The following is a 22,047-nucleotide window of genomic DNA, read 5'->3' as shown; positions in this document are numbered from 1 at the left end:
CTCGAGCGAACGTCCGGAGGGTAGAGCAGTCGTGACGGGGTCCTTCCGCGAGCAGATGATCTCGGGTCACGGCCCCTTCGGGAGGACCGTTACCGTCCTGTAACCTACGTTGCCGTTCGGGGAGGCGTCAAATCCTCCGTGCCGGCATTCCTGCTGCGCAGGCTCCCGATGTCGTTGCGCCGCCTGGGCCCGTGGACGAGGGCGGAGTCGTCGCGGAGCATCAGAGTGGCATCGACGAGATCGCACCAGAGGGTGACACCGTGCCGGTGCCGATCGTGCGAAGGGTATTGGAGGGGCTGACGGGAATCGAACCCGCGCTGTCTGCTTGGGAAGCAGAAGTTCTACCATTGAACTACAGCCCCGAACCCGCCCGAGAGCAGGTGAGGGCAAGCCTACCCGTCTCCGGGGCGATGGCCAAAGCGTGAACCGCGGCGTCAGGCCGTGGCGTCCGCCGTCGCGGGGGTGTCGCGCTGCTGCCCCGCGTACATCGTGCCCCACCGCGTGAGCGCGTCGACGAGCGGGGTCGCGGTCGCACCCAGCTCGCTCAGCCGGTACTCCACCTTGGGCGGCACCTCGCGGTAGACCGTGCGGGTGATCAGGCCGTCCGCCTCCAGCTCGCGCAGCTGCCGGGTGAGCACGCGCGACGTGGGGTCCTGCAACAGGCGCCCGAGCTCACCAAAGCGCAGCACGCCGTGCTCGGCGAGCAGCGACAGGATGCTCGGCTTCCATGCGCCGCCGAGCACGGCGATCGAGACCTCCGCGTCGCAGGTCTCGGTCCACTCGCGGACGATCCTGGCCGTCTTCTCGCGCATCGCGCCTCCACAGTATCCAAACGGTAAGTACGTGACGACAATGTCGGTACTTGTGGCCCCTGCCTGTACTTTACAGACTGAGACCGTGACCACCAGCCCCGTCGTCGTCCCCGTCCGCTCCTCTCTCCGGCTCTGGATGGCGATGGTGCCGCTCCTACTCGGCGTGCTCATCGGCGCTCTGGCGATCAGCAGCGTGTCCACGGCGCTGCCCGCGATCCGCGACGACCTCGCGCTGACCGACACCGAGGGTCTCTGGCTCGTCGACGTCTACGCGCTGTCGCTCGCGGCGACGCTGATCCTGGCGGCGCGGATCGGCGACGCGTTCGGGCGCAAGACCATCGTCGTGATCGGGCTCGTCGGCTTCGCGGTGCTCAACGGCATCGGCGGCGTCGCCACCAGTGGCCTGCTGCTCATCGTGATCCGGGCTCTGCTCGGCGTCGCGGAGGCCTTCGTGGTCGCGGGTGTGGTGGCCACGATCGGTGCGACCTTCCAGGCGAGGGAGCGCGTGCTCGCGTACGGGCTCTGGACCGCCACCTTCGGCACCGGCAGCGCCCTCGGTCCCGTGCTCGGCGGGCTCCTCGCGGAGGGGCCCGGCTGGCGGTGGCTGCTGCTGGGCAGTGTGCCGCTCGCGGTGGCCGCCGCCCTGCTCGCCCTGTGGCTCGTGCCGGACTCGCGCAGCACGCAGCCGCCGTCGTGGGACGTGCCGAGCATCCTGTCGTCGATCGTCGCGCTCGGCGCCCTCGTTTTCGCGCTGCACGAGGTGCTGGCCGCTCCCGTGTCGGCCCTCGTGGCCGCGGTCGTGTCGGTCGCCAGCCTCGTGTTCTTCGTACGGCGGCAGCGTCGGCTGCCCCTCCCGCTGCTCGACCTGGCCCTTTTCCGGGTGCCGGGATTCAGCCCGGCGATCGTGCGCATCATCGTCAGCAGCGGGGCGTCGTCGGCGTCGGTGCTCCTGGTGAGCCTGCACCTGCAGGATGCGCGCGGACAGAGTGCCGCCGAGGCGGGCATCGCGCTGCCGCAGGCCGCGGCGATCGCGATCGGCGGGGTGCTGGCGCCGCTCGCGCTGCGCTGGCTGTCGGCGAACGCACTCACCGTGCTGGTGCTGCTGCTGCAGGCGCTCGGGCTCGTGTGGCTCGCGTTCGACCCCGGCATCGTGGCGCTGCCCCTCGTGCTGGTCGGGCTCGGGTTCGGCATCGCGGGGACCCTCGCCGCCGCGACGCTGTTCGAGGTCACGACCGAGGATCAGGCGGGACAGGTCGGGGCGGTGCAAGAGGTGGGCTTCGCCCTGGGCGGCGGACTCGGCATCGCGGTGTTCGGCACGATCGCGGCCGTGCTCGTGACGGGCGGCTTCCCGGTGGCGGTGGTCGCGGCGGCGGTGACCGTGACGGCGGCCGCGCTGCTCCCGCTGCTCTCGCGTCGCAGCGCCCCGGCCCTGTGACGCGGATGCCGCAGGTCGCGTGAGGCGCGACCCGTGCGGTGACTAGGCTGAGGCCGTGCTTCTCAGCGATCGCGACATCAGGGCAGAACTCGCGTCGGGCCGTGTCGGCCTGGCTCCGCACGAGCCGGAGATGATCCAGCCGTCCAGCATCGACGTGCGCCTGGACCGCTACTTCCGCCTCTTCGACAACCACAAGTACCCGTTCATCGACCCGTCGGTGGATCAGCCCGAGCTCACCCGGCTCATCGAGGTCGATCCTGACGAGCCGTTCATCCTCCACCCCGGCGAGTTCGCGCTCGGGGCGACGTTCGAGCAGGTGACGCTGCCGGACGACATCGCCGCGCGTCTCGAGGGCAAGTCCTCGCTCGGGCGCCTCGGCCTGATCACGCACTCCACGGCCGGGTTCATCGACCCCGGGTTCACGGGTCATGTGACGCTGGAGCTGGCGAACGTCGCGACCCTGCCGATCAAGCTGTGGCCGGGGATGAAGATCGGGCAGCTGTGCTTCTTCCGGCTCACCTCGCCCGCCGAGAACCCCTACGGCTCCGGCCCCTACGGCAACCGGTACCAGGGGCAGCGCGGGCCCACCGCGTCGCGGTCGTTCCAGAACTTCCACCGCACCGACGTGGGCGTGACCGATGTGGGAGCGATCGGAGGCTGACATGAGCGACGGCGACGGGCGGACCCCGGAGGAGCCCGGAACCCCGGGTGGACCTGTGGCCCCGGACGGCCCGGTGACGCCCGAGCCCCTGCTGCCGCATGAGCCCGCGGCCCCGGATGAGCCCGCGGCCCCGGATGAGCCCGTGGCCCCGGATGACCCGGGTGCCGCCGGTGCGGCCGTCCCGACGGAGTCCGCGGCGATCCGCCCGGCCGATGACGTGATCCCCCCGGCCCCGCCGGAGACCCCGATCCCGGACGGCCTGCTCGACCCGCCGCCCGCCGACATCCCGCCCGCGGACGCCGTGCTGCCGCCGCCTCCGCCGCCCACGCGCCGCTCGGAGCGCGAGCGCCCGACGCCCGCGATCCTCGAGGGGGAGCCGCCCGCTGCGGCGGCCGACGACTGGTCGCAGCCGTCGCTCGCTCCGGAGGTGCCGGAGGGCGGCAGCTACCGCGTGCTCGCCGGCCTCATCTTCGTGTTCCTGTTCCTGCTGCTCGTCGCCGCCGTGGTCGCGCTCGTGGTCCTGGTGAATGCCGGGTTCCCGACCCTCGCCGACGCGGCGCCCGCGCTGATTCCGCTGCGGGTCTGACGCCGCAGCTCGGGGCTCGCCGGCGTCCGGCGCGAGCGGATCGGTCTCCCGGTCTGCGTGCGTCGCCCGCGATGTCGGTCGAGGGCCTGGAATCAGGCGCGGGCGGCGGACTCCGCGGTCGGATGTGAGGCGTGCGACGGCTCGGGGGTGGGGTGTGCGGCGTGAGCTGACCCGGGGGTGGGGTGTGCGGCGTGCGTGGACTGCGCCGTGGGGCCCGGGGCGTGCGCGGGCTCTGCGTCATTTGTCACGTGCGACCGCGTCGGCGGCGTCGCTGCCGTGGCGGTGCCGAGGGCATCGACCGCGGGCAGCCCGCCCGTGACGAGAGCGACGACCGCGTCGAGGGTGGGGTCGGCCGAGAGCACCTTCGTGTGACCGAGGCCCACCGTGCGCAGCATCCGCGAGCGGCCGGGGTGCGCGGCGTGCAGGCGCAGGGCGTCACGGTCGGGCAGGCGGCGGTCGCCGCGGTCGTGCACCACGAGCAGTGCGGTGCCGTCGGGCAACGGGTGTCGTCCGGCGTCGAAGCGCTCGGCCGCCGCGGCCTCGTCGATCGCGAGGCGCCGGTGGAACCGCTCGCGGAGGTTCTGCGCGGTGGGCTCGTCGAGGCGCAGGTCGCTGGCGAACTGGGCGAGGAAGGCCTCGGGCGCCGCGGCGCCGGCGAGCACGGCGACCGCGGGCACCGGCACGGTCGTGCGGGCGGCGGTGAGGGCGCCCAGCGCGCCGAAGGAGTGACCGATCAGCGCCTCGAACGGGCCGTGCTCGGCCTGCAGTCGCTCGGCGACCGTCACCCAGTCGCGCACGTCGGTCGCGCGGCCGCCGGACGATCCGTGTGCCGGCCCGTCGAAGGCGAGCACGCGGAACCCCTCGGCCACCAGCTCGCGCACGAGCGGCGCGAACTGCGACGCCCGGCCGCGCCAGCCGTGCAGGAGCAGCACGGTGCGCGGCCCGCGACCCCACTCGTACGTGGTGACCTCGATGCCGCGCACCGTGACGGTGCCGCGGCGGGCGTCGCTGTGGGTCGGCGCATCGGCGGGGCGCACGCGCATGCGGGGCCCGGTGGTGAAGAACAGGCGGAGCGCCACGGCGCCCGCCAGCCGTGGCGAGACGCGGGCGAGCAGGGGGACGGTGCGGGCGAGCAGGACGGGCAGGGACGGCATCGTGACTCCTTCGCCGGAACAATACGAACGATCATACGTATACTAGGCGAACGATCGTTCGTATACTAGGGGGATGTCCGAGAGCCCGATCCTGGACGGCCGACGGGTACGGGGTGATGCCTCCCGCCGCGTCGTGCTCCACAGCGCCACGAACCTGGCGTCGGTCGAGGGTCTCGACGGCCTGACGATCGGTCGGCTCGCCGCGGCGTCCGGATCGAGCAAGAGCAGCATCGCCACGCTCTTCCGCAGCAAGGAGGGGTTGCAGCTCGCCACGATCGAAGCCGCCAGGGAGATCTTCCTCGCACGGATCGTCGAGCCCGCCCGTGCCGAGCCCCGCGGCGTTCGACGCCTCGCGGCGCTGCTGCGCCACTCGCTGCTCTATTCGAAGGACCGCGTGTTCACCGGAGGCTGCTTCTTCGCCGCGACCTCCGCCGACGTCGACTCCAAGACCGGGCCGGTGACCGACGCCGTGCGCGCGGCCCTGACTGACTGGCACGGGTACATCGAGGCCCAGCTGCGTCACGCCATCGCGGTCGGAGAGATCGCGGTCGACGACGTGGACGTGCTGGCGTTCGAACTCGTCGCGCTGAACGAGGAAGCCAACTCGCGCTCGCTGCTCCTCGACGACGAACGGCCCTATGCCCTCGCCGCGGCGGCGATGCGCGGACGCCTCCGTGCTGTCGGCGCCCCCGACGACGCCGTGGCGCTCCTCGACCTCGAGATGTAGAGCCCCGGCGCGCGACAGGGCGCCTTCCCAGACGGGAGGGCGCCCTGTGGTGCGGCGGTCAGGCGGCGCGACCGCGGCGGAATCCGGCGTCGTAGCCGCGCTCGAACGCGTGACGTGCGCGGCGCTCGCCCGGGTGGCCGTGACCGCACGGCCCCTCCGGCATCGCGTGGCCGTCGTGGCCGTGGCTGTGGCCGTGGCGGACGTCGTAGCCGTCGTCGTGCCCGTAGAAGTCGTCGCGCTCGCCGTGGCCGTGGTGGCCGAACGGGGCGCGGAAACCGTGACCGTGCCGGTGGCCCCGCGGGCCGCGGTGCGTGCGGGGGAGGGGCGTGCCCTCCTCCCACCCGAACGCGCGGGCGATGGCCTCGAGCGATGCGAGCGTCGTGGCGAGGTCGTCCGTGGGGACGGCGTCGACGACCTTGGCGCGGATGCCGTCGACCAGGGCGCCGAGGCGCTCCTTCGCGGCGCGGCCGTCGTCGGTGAGGGACCAGCCCTCGCCGTCGGTGACGACCCACCCGCGGTCGATCAGGCGGCGCAGCTTGTGCGCACGAAGCGGGCGTTCGCGTTCGACCGAGCCGTCGACGACGTTGAGCAGGCGCCAGTCGCGCCGGGTGATGCCCTCGTCGTCGAACGCGGCGGCGAACTCGGCCGCCATGAGGCGGTCGACGGCCTTGAGCCAGAAGCCGAACGGGCGCGGCGGCTGGGGAGTCTCTGTGGTGTCTGTGGTGGTGTTCATGGGGTTGTCCTCTGTTCAGGGGCGGCTGGTGGGCCGCGGTGGTGGCCGGTGGATGTCAGGTGACATATCCATGTGATCCGGCATGTACATGTAGTGTGACATGCAGATCTAAAGCATGTCAAGTCGCATGTAAAATCGAGGCATGGCCACCCGTTCCCGCGACTCCGAACCGCACGACCCCGCCGAGGCGATCGCCCAGGCGCTGTCTCGTCTCCGCGGGCGCCGTCCCGGTCAGCGCGAGCACGGACCGCGCGGACGCGGCGGACCCCACGGCTGGCCCGGCGGAGGTCACGACGGCCCGCACGCCGACGGTGCCCACGAGCACTTCGGCCATCACCGCGGGCACCCCGGGATGCCGCCGTGGATGGCCGACCCCTCCGGACGCCTCGGCGGCCCCGCCCGCATGCGGATGCTCGAGGCACTGGCCTCGGCGCCCGAACCGCTGAGCGTGAGCGCGCTCGGCCAGGCGATCGGCGTGGATCAGCCCCGCGCGTCGCGCCTCGTGCAGCAGGGCGTGCAGGGCGGCTTCGTGCGTCGTGAGGCCGACCCGGACGACGCGCGCCGCACCCGGATCGCGCTGACCGACGAGGGCCGCCGGCTCGCGCGCGGTCTGCGCGGGGAGAGGAGGGAGCTGCTCACCCAGGCGCTCGCGCCCTTCACCGACGACGAGCGCACCGAACTCGCGCGTCTGCTCACCAAGCTCGCCGACAACTGGCCGCGCTGACGCCGCGACGATTCCTGCTCCGCCGGTCTCGCTCCGCCGGTCTCGCTCCGCCGGTCTCGCGCCTCCGACCCCGCTCCGCCGGTCTCGTTCCGCGGGTCTCGCTCCGCGACTCAGGCGCGCGCGAAGTCGAGCGAGGGCTCGTCGTCCACCGAGAGGGACAGCACGACCGCCTCGATCGCGTCGTGCGCCTCGATCCGCCGCTCCACCTCGCGCAGCCGACGCGCCACGTCGTGCTCGCGCGCGTCGCCCGACAGGTCGACCTCGGCCACGAGGAACAGCCGGTTCGGCCCCACGTACTCGATGTGCAGGTAGGTCACCCGTTCGATGTCGTCCAGCCCCAGCAGAGCCGTGCCGACCCGCGAGCGCAGGGTGGGGGAGACGCTCGTGCCGACGAGGAATGCGATGTTGCGTCCGATCAGGATCACCGCGACCACCCCGAGCAGCACGCCCACCAGGATCGAGCCGATCGCGTCCCAGGCGGCCACGCCGGTGAGCTGGTGCAGCAGGATCGAGCCGCCCGCGAGGACCAGGCCGACGAGGGCTGCTGAGTCCTCGAAGAACACGGCGCGGAGGGTCGTGTCGCTCGTCTCCAGCACGAAGTCCCACGTGGAGCTGCCGCGCTCGCGCGCCAGGCGGCGGGAGCGGATCATCGCCTGCGTGAACGAGGCCCCCTCGAGCACGAACGCGATGCCGAGGACGACGTAGGCGACGACCGGGCTCTCCACCGGCCCGGTGTCGGACAGCTCCTGGATGCCGTGCATGATCGACACGATCGAGCCCGCGGTGAAGATGCCGAACGCGGCGATCAGCGACCACACGAAGGCGTTGCGCCCGTAGCCGAGCGGATGCCGCGCGTCTTTGGTCTTCGCGCCGCGCCGGTCGGCGATCAGCAGGAACACCTCGTTGCCCGCGTCCGCCCAGGAGTGCGCGGCCTCGGCGACCATCGACGCGGACGAGGTGATGACCGCGGCCACCGTCTTCGCGATCGCGACGAGCACGTTGGCGAGGAAGGCGAGCAGCACGGTCACCCCGGTCACGCTACTCCTGCCCCGCGGGGCGGTCGCGTCCTAGCGTGGAGCCTTCACCGGCAGCAGCAGGAGGAACCCGGCGATCAGCACGATCACGATGCCGAGGATGCCGAACGCGGTCTGCGCGGTCAGGGCGATCAGCACGGTCCAGGCGGCGGAGGCCATCCAGCTCGCCGCCCGTCCCGTCGTCGCGTAGAGGCCGAAGATCTCGCCCTCGCGGCCGGCCGGGGTGACGCGGGCCAGGAAGGACCGCGCGGCGGCCTGCGCCGGTCCGACGAACGCGCACAGGATGAGTCCGCCCACCCAGAACACGATCGCGCCGGCGTCGCGCAGCAGGAACACCGCGAGCCCCGCGACGATCATGGCCGCGATCGAGCCGAGGATGATGCGCTTCGGGCCGAGGCGGTCGTCGAGTCGTCCGGCCAGGATCGTCGACACCCCCGCGACGAGGTTCGCCGCGATGCCGAACACGATGATGTCCTGCGTGCCGAACCGGAACACGGCCGTGCCGATGATCGCGCCGAACGCGAAGACGCCGCCCAGGCCGTCGCGGAACACCGCGCTGGCGAGCAGGTACCAGAAGGTCGAGCGGGTCTCCGGGTCGCGGTACAGCCCCACGACGTCCTGCACCAGCAGCACGTACGACCGGAAGAAGCCGACCTTCCGCTCCGGGCGGCCGAGCGACGGTTCCGGCACGTTGAGGAAGATCGGGATGGCGAACACGATCGCCCAGACCGCGCAGCCGACCGCGATCAGCCGGTACGCGAGTCCGTTGTCGGTCGGCATCCCGAACCAGTCGAAGGTGTCGAGCACGACCACGATCACGAGCGCGATGATGCCGCCGAGGTACCCGAAGCCCCAGCCGAGGCCCGAGATGCGTCCGACGTTCTTGGGGTTCGCGATGCCGATCAGCATGGCGTTGGAGTTGACCGCTGCGATCTCGCCGAACACCGACCCGGCGGAGATCAGCGCCACGCCCACCCAGAACAGGGCGGGGACCGGCTCGACGAACCACAGCCCGAACATGCAGAGGATCAGTGCGCCCGTGCCGATGCCCAGCCACAGCTTCTGGCGTCCGGCGGCATCCGCCCGCTGACCGAGCACCGGGGCGAGCAGGAGGATGCCGAAGGCGGCGACCGTGAGGCCGAGACCGAGGCCGGACGCGAGGTCGGCCTCCGCGGCGATCCGTACCGGGTCGTTCTCGTCGAGCGCGGCGACCTCGGGCGGCAGGAACGAGGGGCTGACGAGGTAGAGCGCCGTGAACACGAACGTGAGGATCACCGTGTTGAACGGCTGGGTCGCCCAGTCCCACAGGGCCCACGAGTACACCTGCTTCTTCGGGGCGGGGGTCTCGCCGCGCAGGTCGAGGCCGACCACGGCGACGGCTCCGCTGTTCGCGGTCGCTGCGGGCTCCGGTGCGCCGCTGCGGGATTCGGGTTCGCTCATGCTCGCAGTCTGGCGGGGCCCGGTGAACGCCCGGTGACGGCGCGCCGTGTCCCGCGCGGCACCCCGGCTCGACCCACTCCGCCCGGGTCAGAGGGCGGGGCCGCGGCGGATGCGCACCGGGCCGCGCGCGGAGGCGATGTCGACCGGCTCGCCCTTCTGGGTCACCACGACCTCGTCCCGGTCGGCGAGCGCGGCGGTCACGCGGCGCACCTCGTCCATCCGGTTGCGCCAGGCCTCCCCGCCGACGGCTCTGGCGACGTCGCTCGGGCAGATCGACGACCCCTCCCTCTTGCGGGTGAGGGTGCGGATGGCGGCCGCGATGCGCTCCGCGGACTCCTCGGGCGTCGGCTGCTCCCACCACGGGGCGCCGCGTTCGCCGAGGGCGGTCTTCGCATCGTGCACGCGGCGCCGCGCCTCGGGCTCTGCCGCCTTGACGGCGCGCCGCGCGGCCATCAGCTCGTCGACCAGCTCCTGGCGCAGCTTGTCGGGGATCGCCGGGTCGGTCGCCCGCCACCGGCGTCCGTTCACGACGATGTGGTGGCCATCGGGCGTGCGCTCCGGTGCCGTGGCCGCGTCCGGCTCGTCGGGCTGCTCCATGTCGGCAGCGTGCCGCGGCGGGCCCTCCAACGGCAGACCCTTGACGCGCGGCCATCCGCGTCGGGTGCGGTCGAAGCGCGACGGACACCGGGTGCGTAGGGTCGAGGGATGGCGGCGAGTGCGGGGCGAGGAGGCGGCACGGTCGTGCTGTTCGAGGGGGCGAGCGACCGGCTCGCGTTCCTCGCCGCGGCGCAGCGCCTCGGCGAGACGCTCGACGACCTCGACCTGGTCGACCTCGACGGCATCACGAACCTCCGTTCCCGGCTCGCGGCCCTCCGCGCGGTCGAGCCTGCCGTGCGGGTGCTCGGCCTCTACGACGCGGCGGAGGGCGCGTACGTGACCCGGGTCCTGCGCGACGACGGCGCGATCGACGCCACGGGCGTGCCCGCCGATGCAGGGTTCTTCGGCTGTGAGCGCGACCTCGAAGACGAGGTGATCCGTGCCGCCGGGGTTCCGCTGGTGGAGCAGGCGCTGGCGGCGCGGGGCGAGCTCGGGCGGTTCCGCGTGTTCCAGGGGCAGCCGGCGCAGCGGGGCAGGGTCGTGGAGGAACAGCTGCATCGCTTCGCCGGGACGGCCGCGGGCCGCAAGGCGCGGTTCGCCGCGGACATCGTCGGCCTGCTCCCGCTCGACCGGATGCCGCCCGCGCTGTCGGCCCTGCTCGACGCGGTCCGCCCCGCCGCCTGACCCGGGCTCGACGCGGTGCATGCCGCGTGACCCCCGACCCGGGCGACTCGCGCTCACTCCGTGCGGAGCGGGCGGAGCGTGCGGGCGTAGTCCTCCTTGAGCACCGCGAGGTGGAGCCAGGCCTCGATCCGGGTCACTCCGGGCAGCGCGCGCAGGCGCTCCAGGCTCGCGTACAGGGCGCCGGCCGAGGGCTCAACGAGTGTCGCGACCGCGTCGAAGCGGCCGAGCGTGCGGGCGGCGAAGTCGACACCGCGACCGCGGCGCAGCTCCTCGATCACGGCCTCGTCGTCGTCGCCGAGGGTCATGCCCACGCCCATCGACAGCTGCCGGTGCGCGAGGCCGCGCGCCTCGACCGCGCTGATCTTGATGACGCCCGCGTCGATGAGTCGCTGCACCCGGGTCGCGACGGCGCTGGGGGAGAGGCGCACCTCCTCGCCGAGCGCGCGGAAGCTCATGCGGCCATCGGCCTGCAGGTGCTCCACGAGGGCTTCGTCGATCGCGTCGAGCGTGACCCCGCCGTGGTACTCCGACACGAAGAACCCCTTGATCACGGTGGAGTAGATGATGGTGTTGATGTCGAGCACGCCCGCGCTGCCGCGGATGCGGGCGAGCAGGTCGTGCAGTTCCGACATCGACCCCACGCGCACCTCGGTCACGATGTCGTGCGCGCCGCCGACGGCCGACACGAGCACGGTCTCGCTCATGTCGCGCAGGTGCTCGGCCACGACCTCGACGGCGCCGTCAGTGCGGATCGACACGTGCGCGAGGACGTGCTGGCCGAGGAAGACCGGGTCCACCGCGGCGACCACGCGCACCGTGCGGTCGGCCAGCAGCGTGCGCAGTCGTGCGGCCACCGCGGCCCTGGACTGCCCGAGCCGCTCGGCCAGGGCGCGGATACTCGCGCGCCCGTCCTCCTGGAGCGCGCGGATGAGTTCGGCGTCGAAATCCATGGCTGCGTCCCGATCCGTCAGTTTTCCCCGGTCTGCACGACGATGCGCGCAGAACCTCAGCGTAACCCCGTGTGCGACCGGCGGGAAGGCCCGCTTTGCGTGCACAAGGGACCAGAAGTCCAGTGAATCCCCGTTCTCGCTGGAGTTCTGCCCTTGCCGTCGGGTCGTTACGTCCCTAGCATCGTTCGCTATCCGACACCATCCGCGAAGGAGCGGGTCCATGACCACCACCCCCACCCCCCGAAGCGGCGTCCACAGCCGCGCACGCCGCGCCGGCATCGCCGCCTTCGTCGGCACCACGATCGAGTGGTACGACTTCTACGTCTACGCCACGGCCGCCGCCCTCGTCTTCGGCCCGCTGTTCTTCCCGAGCGACGACCCCCTCGCCGAGACCGCCGCGGCGTTCGCGACGTTCGCCGTCGCCTTCCTCGTCCGTCCCCTCGGCGGCATCGTCTTCGGTCACATCGGCGACAAGCTCGGCCGCCGGGTCTCGCTCGTCATCACCCTGCTGCTGATGGGCGCCGCGACCGTGCTCGTCGGCTGCCTCCCCACCTACGAGAACATCGGCATCCTCGCGCCGATCCTCCTGATCCTGCTGCGCGCCATCCAGGGCCTCGCGGTCGGTGGCGAGTGGGGTGGCGCCGTGCTCATGAGCGTCGAGCACGCCCCGGAGAAGTCGAAGACGTTCTACGGCGGCTTCACCCAGCTCGGCAACCCCGCCGGTGCGCTGCTCGCCTCGGGCATCTTCGCGATCATGGCCCGCGGTGGCGACACGTTCATCATCGACGGCGGCTGGCGCATCCCGTTCCTGCTGTCGATCGTGCTGATCGCCGTCGGCCTGTGGGTCCGCTACCGCGTGGAGGAGTCGCCGGTCTTCGAGGAGAAGATCGAGGGCCGCAAGCAGTCCATGCCCCTCGCCTTCGCGCTGCGCGTCAACTGGAAGCCGATCCTGCTCGGCATCGGCATCCTGCCCATCTCCACGGGCGGCTACTACCTGGCCACGACCTTCGCCACCGCCTACGCGACCGGCGAGCCCATCGCGATCAGCGAGCAGGTGATCCTCGACGCCATGACGATCGCCTCGTTCGTGGAGTTCGTGGTCACGCTGCCGGTCGCCTGGCTCGGCGACAAGTGGGGCCGCAAGAACGTGATGTACATCGGCCTGATCACCTCGGTGCTGACCTTCGCGCCGTTCCTGCTGGTGATGCCGGGACGGGTCGAGCCGCTCATCTTCCTGCTCGCCTCGCTGGTGCGCATCGCGATGAGCGCGACCTACGCCCCGATCGCCGCGATCCTCGCGCAGATGTTCCGCCCGCAGGCGCGGTACACCTCGATCGCCCTCTCCTACGGCGTGGGCGCCGCGATCTGGGCCGGCTTCTCGCCCTGGTTCGCGACGCAGCTGATCGCCTGGACCGGCAGCGTCTGGTCGGTGATCGCGATGTTCCTCGGCATGGCCGTGATCGCCGGGATCTGCACGCGCCTCGCGCCGCAGCACTCCGACGAGGCACCGGTCACGGCCTCGTTCACCGCCCGGACCGACACCACGGCGAACCGCCTGCCCTGATCGGCTCCGCCTCCCCACCCGCACGACCCCACCGCGAACAGGCTCCTCATGCGCAAGCTCACCCCCTTCGACCGCTCGGCCCAGGCCGCCCCCGCCCTCGTCACCGCCCGCGCCATCCACACCGCGGACGCGGCGGACACCACCGCGACCGCGATGCTCACCGACCGGGGGCGCATCGTCGCCCTCGGCACGGTCGCGGAGTGCGAGGACGTGGCGGCCAGGGCCGGGCTGACCCCGGAGCGCGTCGAGCTCGGCGACGCGGTCGTGGTGCCCGGGTTCGTCGACGCGCACGCGCACCCGCTCATGTTCGGGCAGATGATGACGTGGGTGGACTGCGGGCCGGAGAAGGCGGGCAGCATCCCCGAGATCGTCGCCCTGCTGAAGGCCGCGGCGGCCGGGCTCCCCGCGGGTCGCCCGGTGCGCGGCTACGGCTACGAGCAGCGCAACCTCGCCGAGAAGCGCCACCCCACCCGGTTCGAGCTCGACGAGGTCGCGTCCGACCGGGAGGTGTACCTCATGAACGCCTCGGGTCACGGCGGCGTCGTGAACTCGTACACGCTCGACATCAACGGCGTGGACCGCGACACCCCGAACCCGGACGGCGGCGAGTTCTTCCGCGACGCCGACGGCGAGCTCACCGGGGAGCTGTCCGACGCGGCGTGCAACATCCTGACGGGCGTGCACGGGGTGAAGATCGGCCACCACGGCCCGAACTTCCACCTGGCCGATGAGCCGGAGGAGCACCTGCGGCAGCTCGACGCCGCGACCCAGCGGTTCCTCGCGGGCGGTGTCACCTCGATCGGCGACTGCCAGGTCACGCGCCGCGAGTTCGACATGTACCTGCGGCTCGCGGAGGCCGGGCGGCTGGAGCTGCGCGTGTCGATGTACCTGCTGTCGCATCTGCTCGACGAGGCGCTCGAGATGGGGCTCGTCGGACAGTTCGGCAACGCGCACCTGAGCTTCGCCGGCATCAAGTTCTACGCGGACGGCACCCTCGGCGGCTGGACCGCGTACTTCCCCGACGGCTACGTGGGCGACCCGTGCCGCACGGGCCAGCTGTACCACGAGCCCGCCGACTACGCCGAGCTGATCCGCAAGGCGCACGCCGCGGGGCTCCAGACGGCGACGCACGCGCAGTCGCCCACCGCGATCGAGATGGTCGTGTCGGCGATCGAGGCCGCGCTCGCCGAACGTCCAGATGCGGACGCCCGGCACCGCATCGAGCACTGCGGCCTGCCCACGCCCGAGCAGATCGCGCGCATGGCGACCGCGGGCATCCGTCCCGTCAACCAGACCCAGCACTACTTCAACTGGGGCGAGGGCGTGGAGGAGGCCATCGGCACCCCGGGCGAGCGGTTCAACCCGCTCGGCGAGTTCGAGCGGGCGGGCGTGCCCATGACGATCTCCTCCGACGCCCCGGTCGCCGAGCCGATCCCGCTGGAGGCCATCCAGACGGCGGTCACCCGCGTCACCCGCCGCGGCCACCGACTCGGGCCCGACGACCTGCGCATCTCCGCGCTCGCCGCTCTGCGCGCCCACACGATCGAGGGGGCCGTGTCGATCGGGCGGGAAGACGACCTGGGCTCGCTGGAAGTGGGCAAGCTCGCCGACTTCGCGGTGCTCTCGGACGACCCGCTGGCCGTGCCCGCCGAGGAGATCGCGGCCATCGAGGTGCGCGAGACCTGGGTCGACGGCGTGCGCCGCCACGTCGCCGCCCGCACCACGGCCGGCGTCTGAACGAGGATACGAGCATGAGCGCCGACGCGAACCCCACCGCCCCGTACGCCGACACGGCGGGCCGTGCGGTGCTGGAGACCATCCGCGGCTACGGGGTGACGGCGGTGTTCGGCATCCCCGGCACGCACAACCTGGAGCTGTACCGGCCCCTGGCCGACCTCGGCATCCGCGCCGTCACCAACCGGCACGAGCAGGGCTCCGGCTACGGCGCCGACGGCTGGGCGCAGCAGACCGGGCTCCCCGGCGTCGTGATCACCACGTCGGGTCCCGGGCTGCAGAACGCCCTGAGCGCGATCGGCACCGCGTTCTGCGAGTCGCGTCCGCTGATCGTGCTGTCGCCCGGGGTGCCGCTCGGCGCGGAGTTCGCCGACGTGGGCACCCTGCACGAGACGAAGGACGCCACGGCGATGGTCGGCGCGATCGCGGAGTGGTCGCGCCGGGTGGCCACGGCGGCCGAGGGGGTGGAGGCCGTGCACGACGCCTTCCACCTCTTCCGCACCGGTCGCCCGCGCCCCGTGCACATCGAGATCCCGCTCGACGTGCTGGAGGCCCCGGCCGACGTGCCCGCCGCCGCCCGGGCGCCCCGTCCGATGCCCGAGCGCGTGGCCGGTGACCCGGTCGCGCTCGCCGAGGCCGGCCGGCTGCTCTCTGCCGCCGAACGTCCGGTGATCGTCGCCGGCGGGGGAGCCGTGGACGCGGTGCATCAGGTGACCGCGATCGCCGAGCGCCTGGGCGCCCCCGTGTTCACCACCCTGAACGGCAAGGGCGTGCTCGACGAGGGCCACCCGCTGTCGCTCGGCTCGAACCTGCGCCTCGCCGCCGCCCGCGCCGTCGCCGAGGCCGCGGACGTGCTGCTCGTGGTCGGCTCGAAGCTCGGGGAGGCGGAGCTGTGGGCCCCGCGCCTCGAGGCCCGCGGAGCCGTGATCCGCATCGACATCTCCCCGGCGCAGCGCGACAAGAACCTCACCGCGACCGTCGGGATCACCGGCGACGCGGCCGCGGTGACCGATGCCCTGCTGCCGCTGCTGCCCGACACGGCCCCGACACCGCGCGACCTGTCGGCCGAGCGGGCCACGATCGAGGACGAGTCCCGCGCCACGGCCCCCGAGACGGTGGCGCTCGCGGAGGTGATCGCCGCGGCACTGCCCGACGACGCGATCGTGGCGGGCGACTCGTCGCAGATCGTGTACATGGCGCTGGGCAGCGTGCTGCGACAGGAGCATCCGCACTCCCTGCTCTACACGCCCACCTATGCCACGCTCGGCTACGGACTGCCGGCCGCGATCGGCGCCGCGGTCGCGCAGACCGAGCGCCCCGTGGTCACGGTGATCGGCGACGGCGCGCTCATGTTCTGCGTGAACGAGCTCGTCACCGCGGTCGAGCAGCGCCTCGACCTCACGGTCGTGTGCGTCGACAACGGCGGCTACGCCGAGATCCGCCAGAACGAGGTCGACCGCGGCATGACGCCGATCGGCGTGGATCTGGTGCAGCCCGACTGGGCCGCGCTCGCCACCGCGTTCGGCGCGACCGGGCATCGTGTCGAGAGACGCGACGACATCGCCCCGAGCATCCGCGCCGCCATCGCCGCGGGCGGCGTGCAGCTCGTGCACCTGCCGCAGCACGCCCTCTGAACCCTCGACACCCCGAACGAACAGGAACGAGAAATGACCGACACCATCGGCCCCGTCGACGCCTCCGTGAACCCGCGGTACTCCGGCATCGCCACCTTCGCCCGCCTGCCCCGAATCGAAGACGTGCCGCGCGCCGACATCGCCGTGGTGGGGATCCCGTTCGACTCCGGTGTGAGCTACCGCCCCGGCACGCGGTTCGGTCCGTCGCACGTGCGGGAGTCGTCGCGTCTGCTGCGCCCGTACAACCCGGCGCAGGACGTGTCGCCCTTCCAGCTCGCGCAGGTCGTCGACGCGGGCGACATCCCCGTGAACCCCTTCGACCTCACCGAGGCCGTGACCGAGGTCGAGCGCGCGGCGACGGCGCTCGGCGAGCAGGTGCAGCGCATCGTGACGATCGGCGGCGACCACACCGTGGCCCTGCCGCTGCTGCGCGCCGTGGCCGCGAAGCACGGGCCGGTCGCCGTGCTGCACTTCGACGCGCACCTCGACACGTGGGACACCTACTTCGGTGCGCCCATCACGCACGGCACGCCCTTCCGCCGTGCGAGCGAGGAGGGGCTGATCGACCTCACCGCCAGCTGCCACGTGGGCACGCGCGGCCCCCTCTACTCCAAGCAGGACCTGGAGGACGACGAGCGCCTGGGGTTCTCGATCGTGTCGAGCGAGTACATCGAGGAGCACGGCGTGGAAGCCGCGATCGACCGGATCCTCACGCGCATCGGCGACAAGCCGCTGTACGTGTCGATCGACATCGACGTGCTCGACCCCGCGCACGCCCCCGGCACCGGGACCCCCGAGGCGGGAGGACTCACGAGCCGTGAGCTGCTGCGCATCCTCCGCGCGCTGCGCGACCGCGACATCGTGGGCGCCGACGTCGTGGAGGTGTCGCCCGCCTACGACCACGCGCAGATGACCGGGATCGCCGCGAGCCACGTGGTGTACGAGCTCGTGACGCTGCTGGCCGCCCGCCTGGCCTCCTGACACGACGGGTCAGTACAGCGCCGCGAGCAGGTCGGCGAACAGCTCCTCGGCGTCGCACTCCACGCGGCGCCGCGCGAACCAGTCGCACACGTTCACGCAGTCGCGGTGCAGCAGGTCGAGCCCCTGCGGGTTCGCGATCACGTCCACGATCTGCGGCAGGTCGATCACCCGCACCCGCCCCTGGTGCACGAGCAGGTTGTACGCGGACAGGTCGCCGTGCGCGAAACCCGCCGCGGCGAACACCCGCATGAGGTCGACCACCTGCGCGTAGTGCTCCTGCAGGGTGTCGCGGTCGGCGCGCACCTGCGCGAGGCGCGGGGCTGCGGTGCCGTCGTCATCGCCGAGGAACTCCATGAGCACCTCGGTCCCGCTCACCTGCACGGGGTAGGGCACCGGGGCGCCGAGCTGCCACAGGCGGCACAGCGCCTCGAACTCCGCGAACGACCACTGCGCCGCAGCCACCGCGCGCCCGTGCTCCGACTTGCGGGCCAGGGCCCTGGTGTCGCGGGTGTTCCGGGTGCTGCGGCCCTCCGTGTACACGGCGGAGCGGTGGAAGCTCCGGTTCTCCTCGCCGCGGTAGCGCTTCGCCGCCAGCAGCGTGCGCTGCGCGGGGTCGTCGGGAACGGCGCGTTCGAGCAGGAACACGTCGGCCTCCTTGCCCGTCTTGAGGATGCCGAGCTCGGTGTCGAGCGCGCCCGCCGAGGTCACGACCCACGCGGGCCGCGGCTCGGGGCCGCGCTCGGTCGGGGTGGCGGACGGCCAGGTGGTCCAGCGCTGCCCGTCACCGGGTTCGACGTCGGCGAAGGACAGGGAGGTCTCGAGGGAATCGAAGGGGGAGGCGTCGAAGGACGCGGCTTCCGGGGAAGCGGAGGGATCGGTCACGGTGTGGCTCCGGGAAGGGAGGCCGCACGGCGATCAGGAGCGGGCGGCCTCGAGGGGAAGGTGGTCGGCGAAGGGCGCGACGACGACGGTGTTCATCTCATCGCCTCCTTCCGCTCGGGCTTCCCGGGCGACTCCCGGTGCGACGACGAGCCTACGGGGGTGCGCGGGCGCGTGTCCAGGGTCGGACGATCGGTCGGACGCGGCGGACGACCGGTCGGGCGCGGACGCACGGGCGCCGGAAGGGTGGAAGCATGACCACGACTGCCCCCGTCCCCACCGCGGCGCCCACCCGGGCCGACCGCATCCGCTACGGCGGACTCATCGCGCTCATGATCATGGGCTTCCTGCTCGTGACCGCCGAGTTCCTCCCCAACGGCGTCCTCACCGAGATGGCCGAGGGCCTCGGGGTCACCCCGGGTCAGGCGGGGCAGACGGTCACGGTCACGGCGCTGGTCGGACTCGTCGTCGCGCCCACGATCGGGCTGATCTTCCCGCGCCTCGACCGCCGGTCGCTGCTGGTGTGGATGGCGCTCGCCGCGGCCGTGTCGAACCTCGTGGTCGCGATCGCGCCGAACCTGCTGCTCGTGCTCGCCGCCCGGTTCCTGCTGGGTGCGGCGATCAGCGCCTACTGGACCATGTCGATCACGGTCGCCGCACGGCTCGCGGGGCCGGAGCACCTGGGCCGCGGGGTCATGTTCACCTCGGCCGGGGTGTCGCTGGCCACGGTCGCCGGGGTGCCGATCGGCGTGATGCTCAGCGAGGTCGTCGACTGGCGGATGGTGTTCGCGCTCGCCGGCGTGCTGATGGTGGTGCTGGCGGTCGCGCTGCGCTGGGCGCTGCCGTCGGTCCCGGCCGAGCGGGCGTCGAGCCTGCGGCTGCTCGTCGACACGGTCCGCCGCCCCGGTATCGGGCTGGGCATGGTCGGGCACGTGCTCGTGGTGCTCGGGCACTTCCTCGCCTACACGTACGTGCGGCTGGCGCTCGAGCGCATCCCCGACGTCGACGCCTCGACCATCGTGGTGCTGCTGGCGCTGTTCGGCGTCGGCGGTCTCCTCGGCAACATCTCGATCGGGCTGGTGATCGACCGGTCGTTCGCGTTCTTCGCCGTGTTCGCGCCGCTCGTGATCGCGGCCGCGGTCATCTCGATGATCCTCTTCTCCGGGTCGATCATCGGCGTCGGCGTGGTCGTGCTCGTCTGGGGCTTCGTCTTCTCGTCGTGGCTGATCGTGATCAACACGTGGGTCGGGCACCGCATGCCGGATCGCCTGGAGGCGGGCGGCAGTCTCGTGGTCGTCGGGTTCCAGGGTGCGATCACCCTCGCCGCGGGTCTGGGCGGACTGCTCGTCGACACGCTGAGCGTGGAGCTCGCCTACGTGATCGGCGCGGTGTCGCTGCTCGCGGGTGCGGTGCTGTTCGGCCTGTCGAACCGGCTCAGCACGCGGGGCTGACGGAGCACAGGGCGGCGCCGCCTCCCGCGGTCCCGGTTCACAACTCCGCGGTTTCCCGGCGATGTGTCGCCTGCCCGTCGCCCGAGCGGTCGCATCGCCGCGGATCTGCGGAGTCGTGGGCGGCCCGCCATCGAGATCGGGCTGAGACGCGATCGGTCACCGGGACGTCGGCGGCGGGGTCGGCGCTCAGACCAGGGCGGGAGTGCGGGCGGCGGAACGCCAGGACGACGGGGTCATACCCGTGCGGCGGCGGAACGCGCGGCTGAAGCCCTCGTCGGACGCGTAGCCGAGCTCGCGCGACACGTCCGACACGGAGCGCCCGGCGTCGAGCAGGCGCTTGGCCGCGTCGATGCGCACCTCCGTGACGTAGTCGGCGGGGGAGCGGCCGACCGCGACGCGGAACCGCTCGGCGAAGGTGGAGCGCGACATGGCTCCGATGGCCGCGAGGCGCTCGACCGTCCAGTCGCGTCCTGGCTCCTGGTGGATGGCGTCGACCACGCGGTCGAGGAACGGGTCGTTCGACAGCGAGGGCCAGCCCGCGGGTGCGCAGCCGTTGGCGGCCCAGGCGCGGATGACCGACATCAGCACGGTCTTCGCCATCATGCGGCAGATCACGGGGTCGCCCTGCCGGGCGGGGGAGGCCGCGGGGTCGACGAGGCCCATGTTCTCGGCGAGCGCGGCGGCCGCGGGCTCGAGCGCGTCGAATCCGGTGACGGTGAGAAACGGCGGCAGGAGGGCGGGCAGCGGTGAGGTCGCGTCGGCGAACTCGAGGTCGACCACCATGAGCGTGGTGTCGCGGTCGGCTTCCAGCACGAACGCGGTGCGGCCGAGGGTGAGGAACGCGTCACCGGCGACCAGGTGGTCGCGGCGCTCGCGGGTCTCGAGGGTGAGGCGGCGGGAGTCGGGGTCGACGCCGAGGCGGCAGCCGTCGCCGAGGGGCGGATGCCCCTGCACGCTGCCCGATGCGAGGTAGACGAGCGTCGTGGGCTCGGCCGGGATCGGGAGCAGCCCTCCGGCGGCGAGCGGGATGCGCCGCGCCACGCCGACCCGCAGCTCCACGGCGTCGAGCACGTGCGAGAGCGCGTCCGGGTCCACGGTCACCATGCCTTCGGCAACGCCATGCGCCCACCCGGTATTCCGGTGGGGCGGGCGGGTGCCGCGATTCGGTGGCCGCGGACCCCGCGGATACTCTGGAGGGGTACCCCACCCGAGGAGTCCCGTGTTCCGCACCCCTGGCCGTCTGTACCGTGTCCTGGCGATCGCGGAGGCGATCACCTGGACGATCCTGATCGCCGCGATCATCGCCAGGGCGGTCGGCGCCCCCGGGGTCGTGGTCACGGTCGGCGGCGGTATCCACGGCTTCGTGTTCCTCGCCTATGCCGCCACCGCCGTGCTGGTGGCGCTCAACCAGCGCTGGCACCCGGGCGTCGGCGTACTGGCGGTGGCGAGCGCCGTGATCCCCTACGCCACCATCCCGATGGAGATCTGGCTGCACCGCTCCGGTCGGCTGCGCGGCGACTGGCGGCTCGACCCCACCGACGACCCCCGCGACCGCCGCTGGTACGACCGGCTGATGCGCTGGTTCCTCCGCCGCCCGTGGGTGCTCGCGGTGCTGCTGGTCGTGGGCATCGTCGCGCTCTACGTGATCCTGCTGCTGGTCGGCCCGCCCGGGGGCAAGTGAGCCGGATCCGGACTGGTTCCGGATCCGATGTCACGTTTCCCGGCGGGGAGCGTCCTTCTCTGCGGAGCCACCCCGGTTCCCGGCGCCTCGGGCGTCGCACAGAGAGGAAACCATCATGACCGAACCCGTCACGTCGCTCGACCGGCTGCACATCGCCTTCATGGAGCGGTTCAACGCCGGCGACATCGAGGGACTGCTCGCGCTCAACGCTCCCGGTGTGGTGCTCGTGCCCGCTCCGGGTCAGCCGGTGTCCGAGCCGGCGGAGGTGCGCGCGGGCCTGGAGCAGTTCGTCGGCCTCGGCGGTCCGATCACCATGACCGTCCGGAACGTGTTCGTGAACGGCACGGTCGGGCTCGTCGTGGCCGACTGGACGCTCGACGGCACCGCTCCCGACGGCTCTCCGGTGTCGCTCGCGGGCGCCACGGCCGATGTCGCGGTGTACGACGAGACCCACGGCTGGCGCATCGCGATCGACAACCCGTTCGGCACCGTCTGACCGGCTGCGTGCGGGGCGCCAGTGCGGCGCCCCCCCCCCACAACCCCCCCCCCCCCCCCCTAAGAAGGGGAGGTCGGCCGAGCAGGGCGC

The 22,047-nt window shown here is 72.6% G+C and carries 22 protein-coding genes and 1 tRNA gene; 13 read left to right on the top strand and 10 right to left on the bottom strand.

Annotated elements, in window-relative coordinates; genetic code table 11:
• Positions 1 to 288: 288 nt before the first annotated feature.
• Positions 289 to 362: transfer RNA gene (locus tag ACWGQ1_RS11105), tRNA-Gly, on the bottom strand.
• A gap of 72 nt (positions 363 to 434) precedes the next feature.
• Positions 435 to 812 carry a winged helix-turn-helix transcriptional regulator gene (locus ACWGQ1_RS11100; RefSeq protein ID WP_136037273.1) on the bottom strand — a complete coding sequence of 126 codons (378 nt, stop codon included), beginning with the start codon at positions 810 to 812 and terminating at the stop codon, positions 435 to 437.
• An 85-nt stretch (positions 813 to 897) separates the two neighbouring features.
• Between ACWGQ1_RS11100 and ACWGQ1_RS11095 the strand changes: the two genes are divergently transcribed.
• Genes ACWGQ1_RS11095 through ACWGQ1_RS11085 form a run of 3 tightly spaced genes read left to right on the top strand, consistent with a single transcriptional unit; the run spans position 898 to position 3,494 of the window.
• Positions 898 to 2,247 carry an MFS transporter gene (locus ACWGQ1_RS11095; RefSeq protein ID WP_452312965.1) on the top strand — a complete coding sequence of 450 codons (1,350 nt, stop codon included), beginning with the start codon at positions 898 to 900 and terminating at the stop codon, positions 2,245 to 2,247.
• A 55-nt stretch (positions 2,248 to 2,302) separates the two neighbouring features.
• Entirely contained in the window at positions 2,303 to 2,908 is a 606-nt protein-coding gene (gene dcd / locus ACWGQ1_RS11090; protein WP_136028727.1) for a dCTP deaminase, read from the top strand.
• Between the two features lies 1 nt (position 2,909).
• The gene (locus ACWGQ1_RS11085; protein WP_452312964.1) at positions 2,910 to 3,494 is read left to right on the top strand and encodes a hypothetical protein; all 585 of its coding nucleotides are present in this window, start codon (positions 2,910 to 2,912) and stop codon (positions 3,492 to 3,494) included.
• 92 nt (positions 3,495 to 3,586) lie between these two features.
• Here the strand turns inward: ACWGQ1_RS11085 and ACWGQ1_RS11080 are convergent, their stop codons facing one another.
• Positions 3,587 to 4,648, bottom strand: a complete 1,062-nt coding sequence (locus ACWGQ1_RS11080) for an alpha/beta fold hydrolase (RefSeq protein WP_452312963.1) — start codon at positions 4,646 to 4,648, stop codon at positions 3,587 to 3,589.
• Between the two features lie 73 nt (positions 4,649 to 4,721).
• Here ACWGQ1_RS11080 and ACWGQ1_RS11075 point away from each other — a divergent pair, with 73 nt between their 5' ends.
• Positions 4,722 to 5,375: a TetR family transcriptional regulator C-terminal domain-containing protein gene (locus ACWGQ1_RS11075; protein ID WP_136036424.1), complete on the top strand. Its 654-nt coding sequence runs from the start codon at positions 4,722 to 4,724 to the stop codon at positions 5,373 to 5,375.
• 58 nt (positions 5,376 to 5,433) lie between these two features.
• Here the strand turns inward: ACWGQ1_RS11075 and ACWGQ1_RS11070 are convergent, their stop codons facing one another.
• Positions 5,434 to 6,108: a hypothetical protein gene (locus tag ACWGQ1_RS11070; RefSeq protein WP_452312962.1), complete on the bottom strand. Its 675-nt coding sequence runs from the start codon at positions 6,106 to 6,108 to the stop codon at positions 5,434 to 5,436.
• A 142-nt stretch (positions 6,109 to 6,250) separates the two neighbouring features.
• Between ACWGQ1_RS11070 and ACWGQ1_RS11065 the strand changes: the two genes are divergently transcribed.
• Positions 6,251 to 6,832, top strand: coding sequence for a MarR family winged helix-turn-helix transcriptional regulator (locus ACWGQ1_RS11065; RefSeq protein WP_240745364.1), 582 nt, complete (start codon positions 6,251 to 6,253; stop codon positions 6,830 to 6,832).
• 110 nt (positions 6,833 to 6,942) lie between these two features.
• Here the strand turns inward: ACWGQ1_RS11065 and ACWGQ1_RS11060 are convergent, their stop codons facing one another.
• The 3 genes from ACWGQ1_RS11060 to ACWGQ1_RS11050 all read right to left on the bottom strand — a co-directional run bounded on the left by ACWGQ1_RS11060 (position 6,943) and on the right by ACWGQ1_RS11050 (position 9,903).
• Positions 6,943 to 7,860 carry a cation diffusion facilitator family transporter gene (locus ACWGQ1_RS11060; protein WP_136028733.1) on the bottom strand — a complete coding sequence of 306 codons (918 nt, stop codon included), beginning with the start codon at positions 7,858 to 7,860 and terminating at the stop codon, positions 6,943 to 6,945.
• 39 nt (positions 7,861 to 7,899) lie between these two features.
• The gene (locus ACWGQ1_RS11055; protein ID WP_136044335.1) at positions 7,900 to 9,306 is read right to left on the bottom strand and encodes an MFS transporter; all 1,407 of its coding nucleotides are present in this window, start codon (positions 9,304 to 9,306) and stop codon (positions 7,900 to 7,902) included.
• Positions 9,307 to 9,393: 87 nt separating this feature from the next.
• The gene (locus tag ACWGQ1_RS11050) at positions 9,394 to 9,903 is read right to left on the bottom strand and encodes a DUF3253 domain-containing protein (protein ID WP_136028721.1); all 510 of its coding nucleotides are present in this window, start codon (positions 9,901 to 9,903) and stop codon (positions 9,394 to 9,396) included.
• Between the two features lie 108 nt (positions 9,904 to 10,011).
• On the opposite strand from ACWGQ1_RS11050, the gene ACWGQ1_RS11045 reads away from it, so the two are divergent.
• The gene (locus ACWGQ1_RS11045) at positions 10,012 to 10,587 is read left to right on the top strand and encodes an ATP-dependent endonuclease (RefSeq protein ID WP_452312961.1); all 576 of its coding nucleotides are present in this window, start codon (positions 10,012 to 10,014) and stop codon (positions 10,585 to 10,587) included.
• Between the two features lie 53 nt (positions 10,588 to 10,640).
• Here the strand turns inward: ACWGQ1_RS11045 and ACWGQ1_RS11040 are convergent, their stop codons facing one another.
• On the bottom strand, positions 10,641 to 11,537 hold the full coding sequence (locus ACWGQ1_RS11040; RefSeq protein WP_136028719.1) for an Lrp/AsnC family transcriptional regulator: 897 nt from the start codon (positions 11,535 to 11,537) through the stop codon (positions 10,641 to 10,643).
• A gap of 220 nt (positions 11,538 to 11,757) precedes the next feature.
• Between ACWGQ1_RS11040 and ACWGQ1_RS11035 the strand changes: the two genes are divergently transcribed.
• Genes ACWGQ1_RS11035 through speB form a run of 4 tightly spaced genes read left to right on the top strand, consistent with a single transcriptional unit; the run spans position 11,758 to position 17,450 of the window.
• Positions 11,758 to 13,101, top strand: a complete 1,344-nt coding sequence (locus tag ACWGQ1_RS11035) for an MFS transporter (RefSeq protein WP_452312960.1) — start codon at positions 11,758 to 11,760, stop codon at positions 13,099 to 13,101.
• A gap of 48 nt (positions 13,102 to 13,149) precedes the next feature.
• Complete coding sequence (locus ACWGQ1_RS11030) at positions 13,150 to 14,838, top strand: amidohydrolase (RefSeq protein ID WP_136044338.1); 1,689 nt, start codon at positions 13,150 to 13,152, stop codon at positions 14,836 to 14,838.
• Between the two features lie 14 nt (positions 14,839 to 14,852).
• Positions 14,853 to 16,469 (top strand): thiamine pyrophosphate-dependent enzyme, encoded by a 1,617-nt coding sequence (locus ACWGQ1_RS11025; RefSeq protein WP_452312959.1) that lies wholly within the window; start codon positions 14,853 to 14,855, stop codon positions 16,467 to 16,469.
• Positions 16,470 to 16,502: 33 nt separating this feature from the next.
• Positions 16,503 to 17,450 carry an agmatinase gene (gene speB / locus ACWGQ1_RS11020; protein WP_136028715.1) on the top strand — a complete coding sequence of 316 codons (948 nt, stop codon included), beginning with the start codon at positions 16,503 to 16,505 and terminating at the stop codon, positions 17,448 to 17,450.
• A 9-nt stretch (positions 17,451 to 17,459) separates the two neighbouring features.
• Here speB and ACWGQ1_RS11015 read toward each other — a convergent pair whose 3' ends face one another.
• A complete protein-coding gene (locus ACWGQ1_RS11015) occupies positions 17,460 to 18,332 on the bottom strand; it encodes a serine protein kinase RIO (protein WP_247637926.1) in 873 nt (290 codons plus the stop codon).
• A gap of 251 nt (positions 18,333 to 18,583) precedes the next feature.
• Between ACWGQ1_RS11015 and ACWGQ1_RS11010 the strand changes: the two genes are divergently transcribed.
• Positions 18,584 to 19,780, top strand: a complete 1,197-nt coding sequence (locus ACWGQ1_RS11010) for an MFS transporter (RefSeq protein WP_247637925.1) — start codon at positions 18,584 to 18,586, stop codon at positions 19,778 to 19,780.
• A 186-nt stretch (positions 19,781 to 19,966) separates the two neighbouring features.
• Here ACWGQ1_RS11010 and ACWGQ1_RS11005 read toward each other — a convergent pair whose 3' ends face one another.
• A complete protein-coding gene (locus tag ACWGQ1_RS11005) occupies positions 19,967 to 20,884 on the bottom strand; it encodes a helix-turn-helix domain-containing protein (protein ID WP_452312958.1) in 918 nt (305 codons plus the stop codon).
• Positions 20,885 to 20,999: 115 nt separating this feature from the next.
• Here ACWGQ1_RS11005 and ACWGQ1_RS11000 point away from each other — a divergent pair, with 115 nt between their 5' ends.
• Together ACWGQ1_RS11000 and ACWGQ1_RS10995 are read left to right on the top strand one after the other, a co-directional pair.
• A complete protein-coding gene (locus tag ACWGQ1_RS11000) occupies positions 21,000 to 21,461 on the top strand; it encodes a DUF3817 domain-containing protein (protein WP_136035956.1) in 462 nt (153 codons plus the stop codon).
• Between the two features lie 115 nt (positions 21,462 to 21,576).
• Positions 21,577 to 21,957 (top strand): YybH family protein, encoded by a 381-nt coding sequence (locus ACWGQ1_RS10995; RefSeq protein WP_136028710.1) that lies wholly within the window; start codon positions 21,577 to 21,579, stop codon positions 21,955 to 21,957.
• Positions 21,958 to 22,047 lie beyond the last annotated feature (90 nt).

It is taken from the genome of Microbacterium sp. NPDC055599 (assembly GCF_053618975.1).
Note: the sequence above shows the minus strand (reverse complement) of the source record. Positions and strands in the feature narration are given on the sequence as shown.

Coding starts and splice junctions, on each gene's coding strand:
- ACWGQ1_RS11100 (WP_136037273.1), bottom strand. CDS start 812: ATGCGCGAGAAGACGGCCAGGATCGTCCGCGAGTGGACCGAGACCTGC.
- ACWGQ1_RS11085 (WP_452312964.1), top strand. CDS start 2,910: ATGAGCGACGGCGACGGGCGGACCCCGGAGGAGCCCGGAACCCCGGGT.
- ACWGQ1_RS11080 (WP_452312963.1), bottom strand. CDS start 4,648: ATGCCGTCCCTGCCCGTCCTGCTCGCCCGCACCGTCCCCCTGCTCGCC.
- ACWGQ1_RS11075 (WP_136036424.1), top strand. CDS start 4,722: ATGTCCGAGAGCCCGATCCTGGACGGCCGACGGGTACGGGGTGATGCC.
- ACWGQ1_RS11070 (WP_452312962.1), bottom strand. CDS start 6,108: ATGAACACCACCACAGACACCACAGAGACTCCCCAGCCGCCGCGCCCG.
- ACWGQ1_RS11065 (WP_240745364.1), top strand. CDS start 6,251: ATGGCCACCCGTTCCCGCGACTCCGAACCGCACGACCCCGCCGAGGCG.
- ACWGQ1_RS11055 (WP_136044335.1), bottom strand. CDS start 9,306: ATGAGCGAACCCGAATCCCGCAGCGGCGCACCGGAGCCCGCAGCGACC.
- ACWGQ1_RS11050 (WP_136028721.1), bottom strand. CDS start 9,903: ATGGAGCAGCCCGACGAGCCGGACGCGGCCACGGCACCGGAGCGCACG.
- ACWGQ1_RS11045 (WP_452312961.1), top strand. CDS start 10,012: ATGGCGGCGAGTGCGGGGCGAGGAGGCGGCACGGTCGTGCTGTTCGAG.
- ACWGQ1_RS11040 (WP_136028719.1), bottom strand. CDS start 11,537: ATGGATTTCGACGCCGAACTCATCCGCGCGCTCCAGGAGGACGGGCGC.
- ACWGQ1_RS11035 (WP_452312960.1), top strand. CDS start 11,758: ATGACCACCACCCCCACCCCCCGAAGCGGCGTCCACAGCCGCGCACGC.
- ACWGQ1_RS11030 (WP_136044338.1), top strand. CDS start 13,150: ATGCGCAAGCTCACCCCCTTCGACCGCTCGGCCCAGGCCGCCCCCGCC.
- ACWGQ1_RS11025 (WP_452312959.1), top strand. CDS start 14,853: ATGAGCGCCGACGCGAACCCCACCGCCCCGTACGCCGACACGGCGGGC.
- speB (WP_136028715.1), top strand. CDS start 16,503: ATGACCGACACCATCGGCCCCGTCGACGCCTCCGTGAACCCGCGGTAC.
- ACWGQ1_RS11010 (WP_247637925.1), top strand. CDS start 18,584: ATGACCACGACTGCCCCCGTCCCCACCGCGGCGCCCACCCGGGCCGAC.
- ACWGQ1_RS11005 (WP_452312958.1), bottom strand. CDS start 20,884: ATGGTGACCGTGGACCCGGACGCGCTCTCGCACGTGCTCGACGCCGTG.
- ACWGQ1_RS10995 (WP_136028710.1), top strand. CDS start 21,577: ATGACCGAACCCGTCACGTCGCTCGACCGGCTGCACATCGCCTTCATG.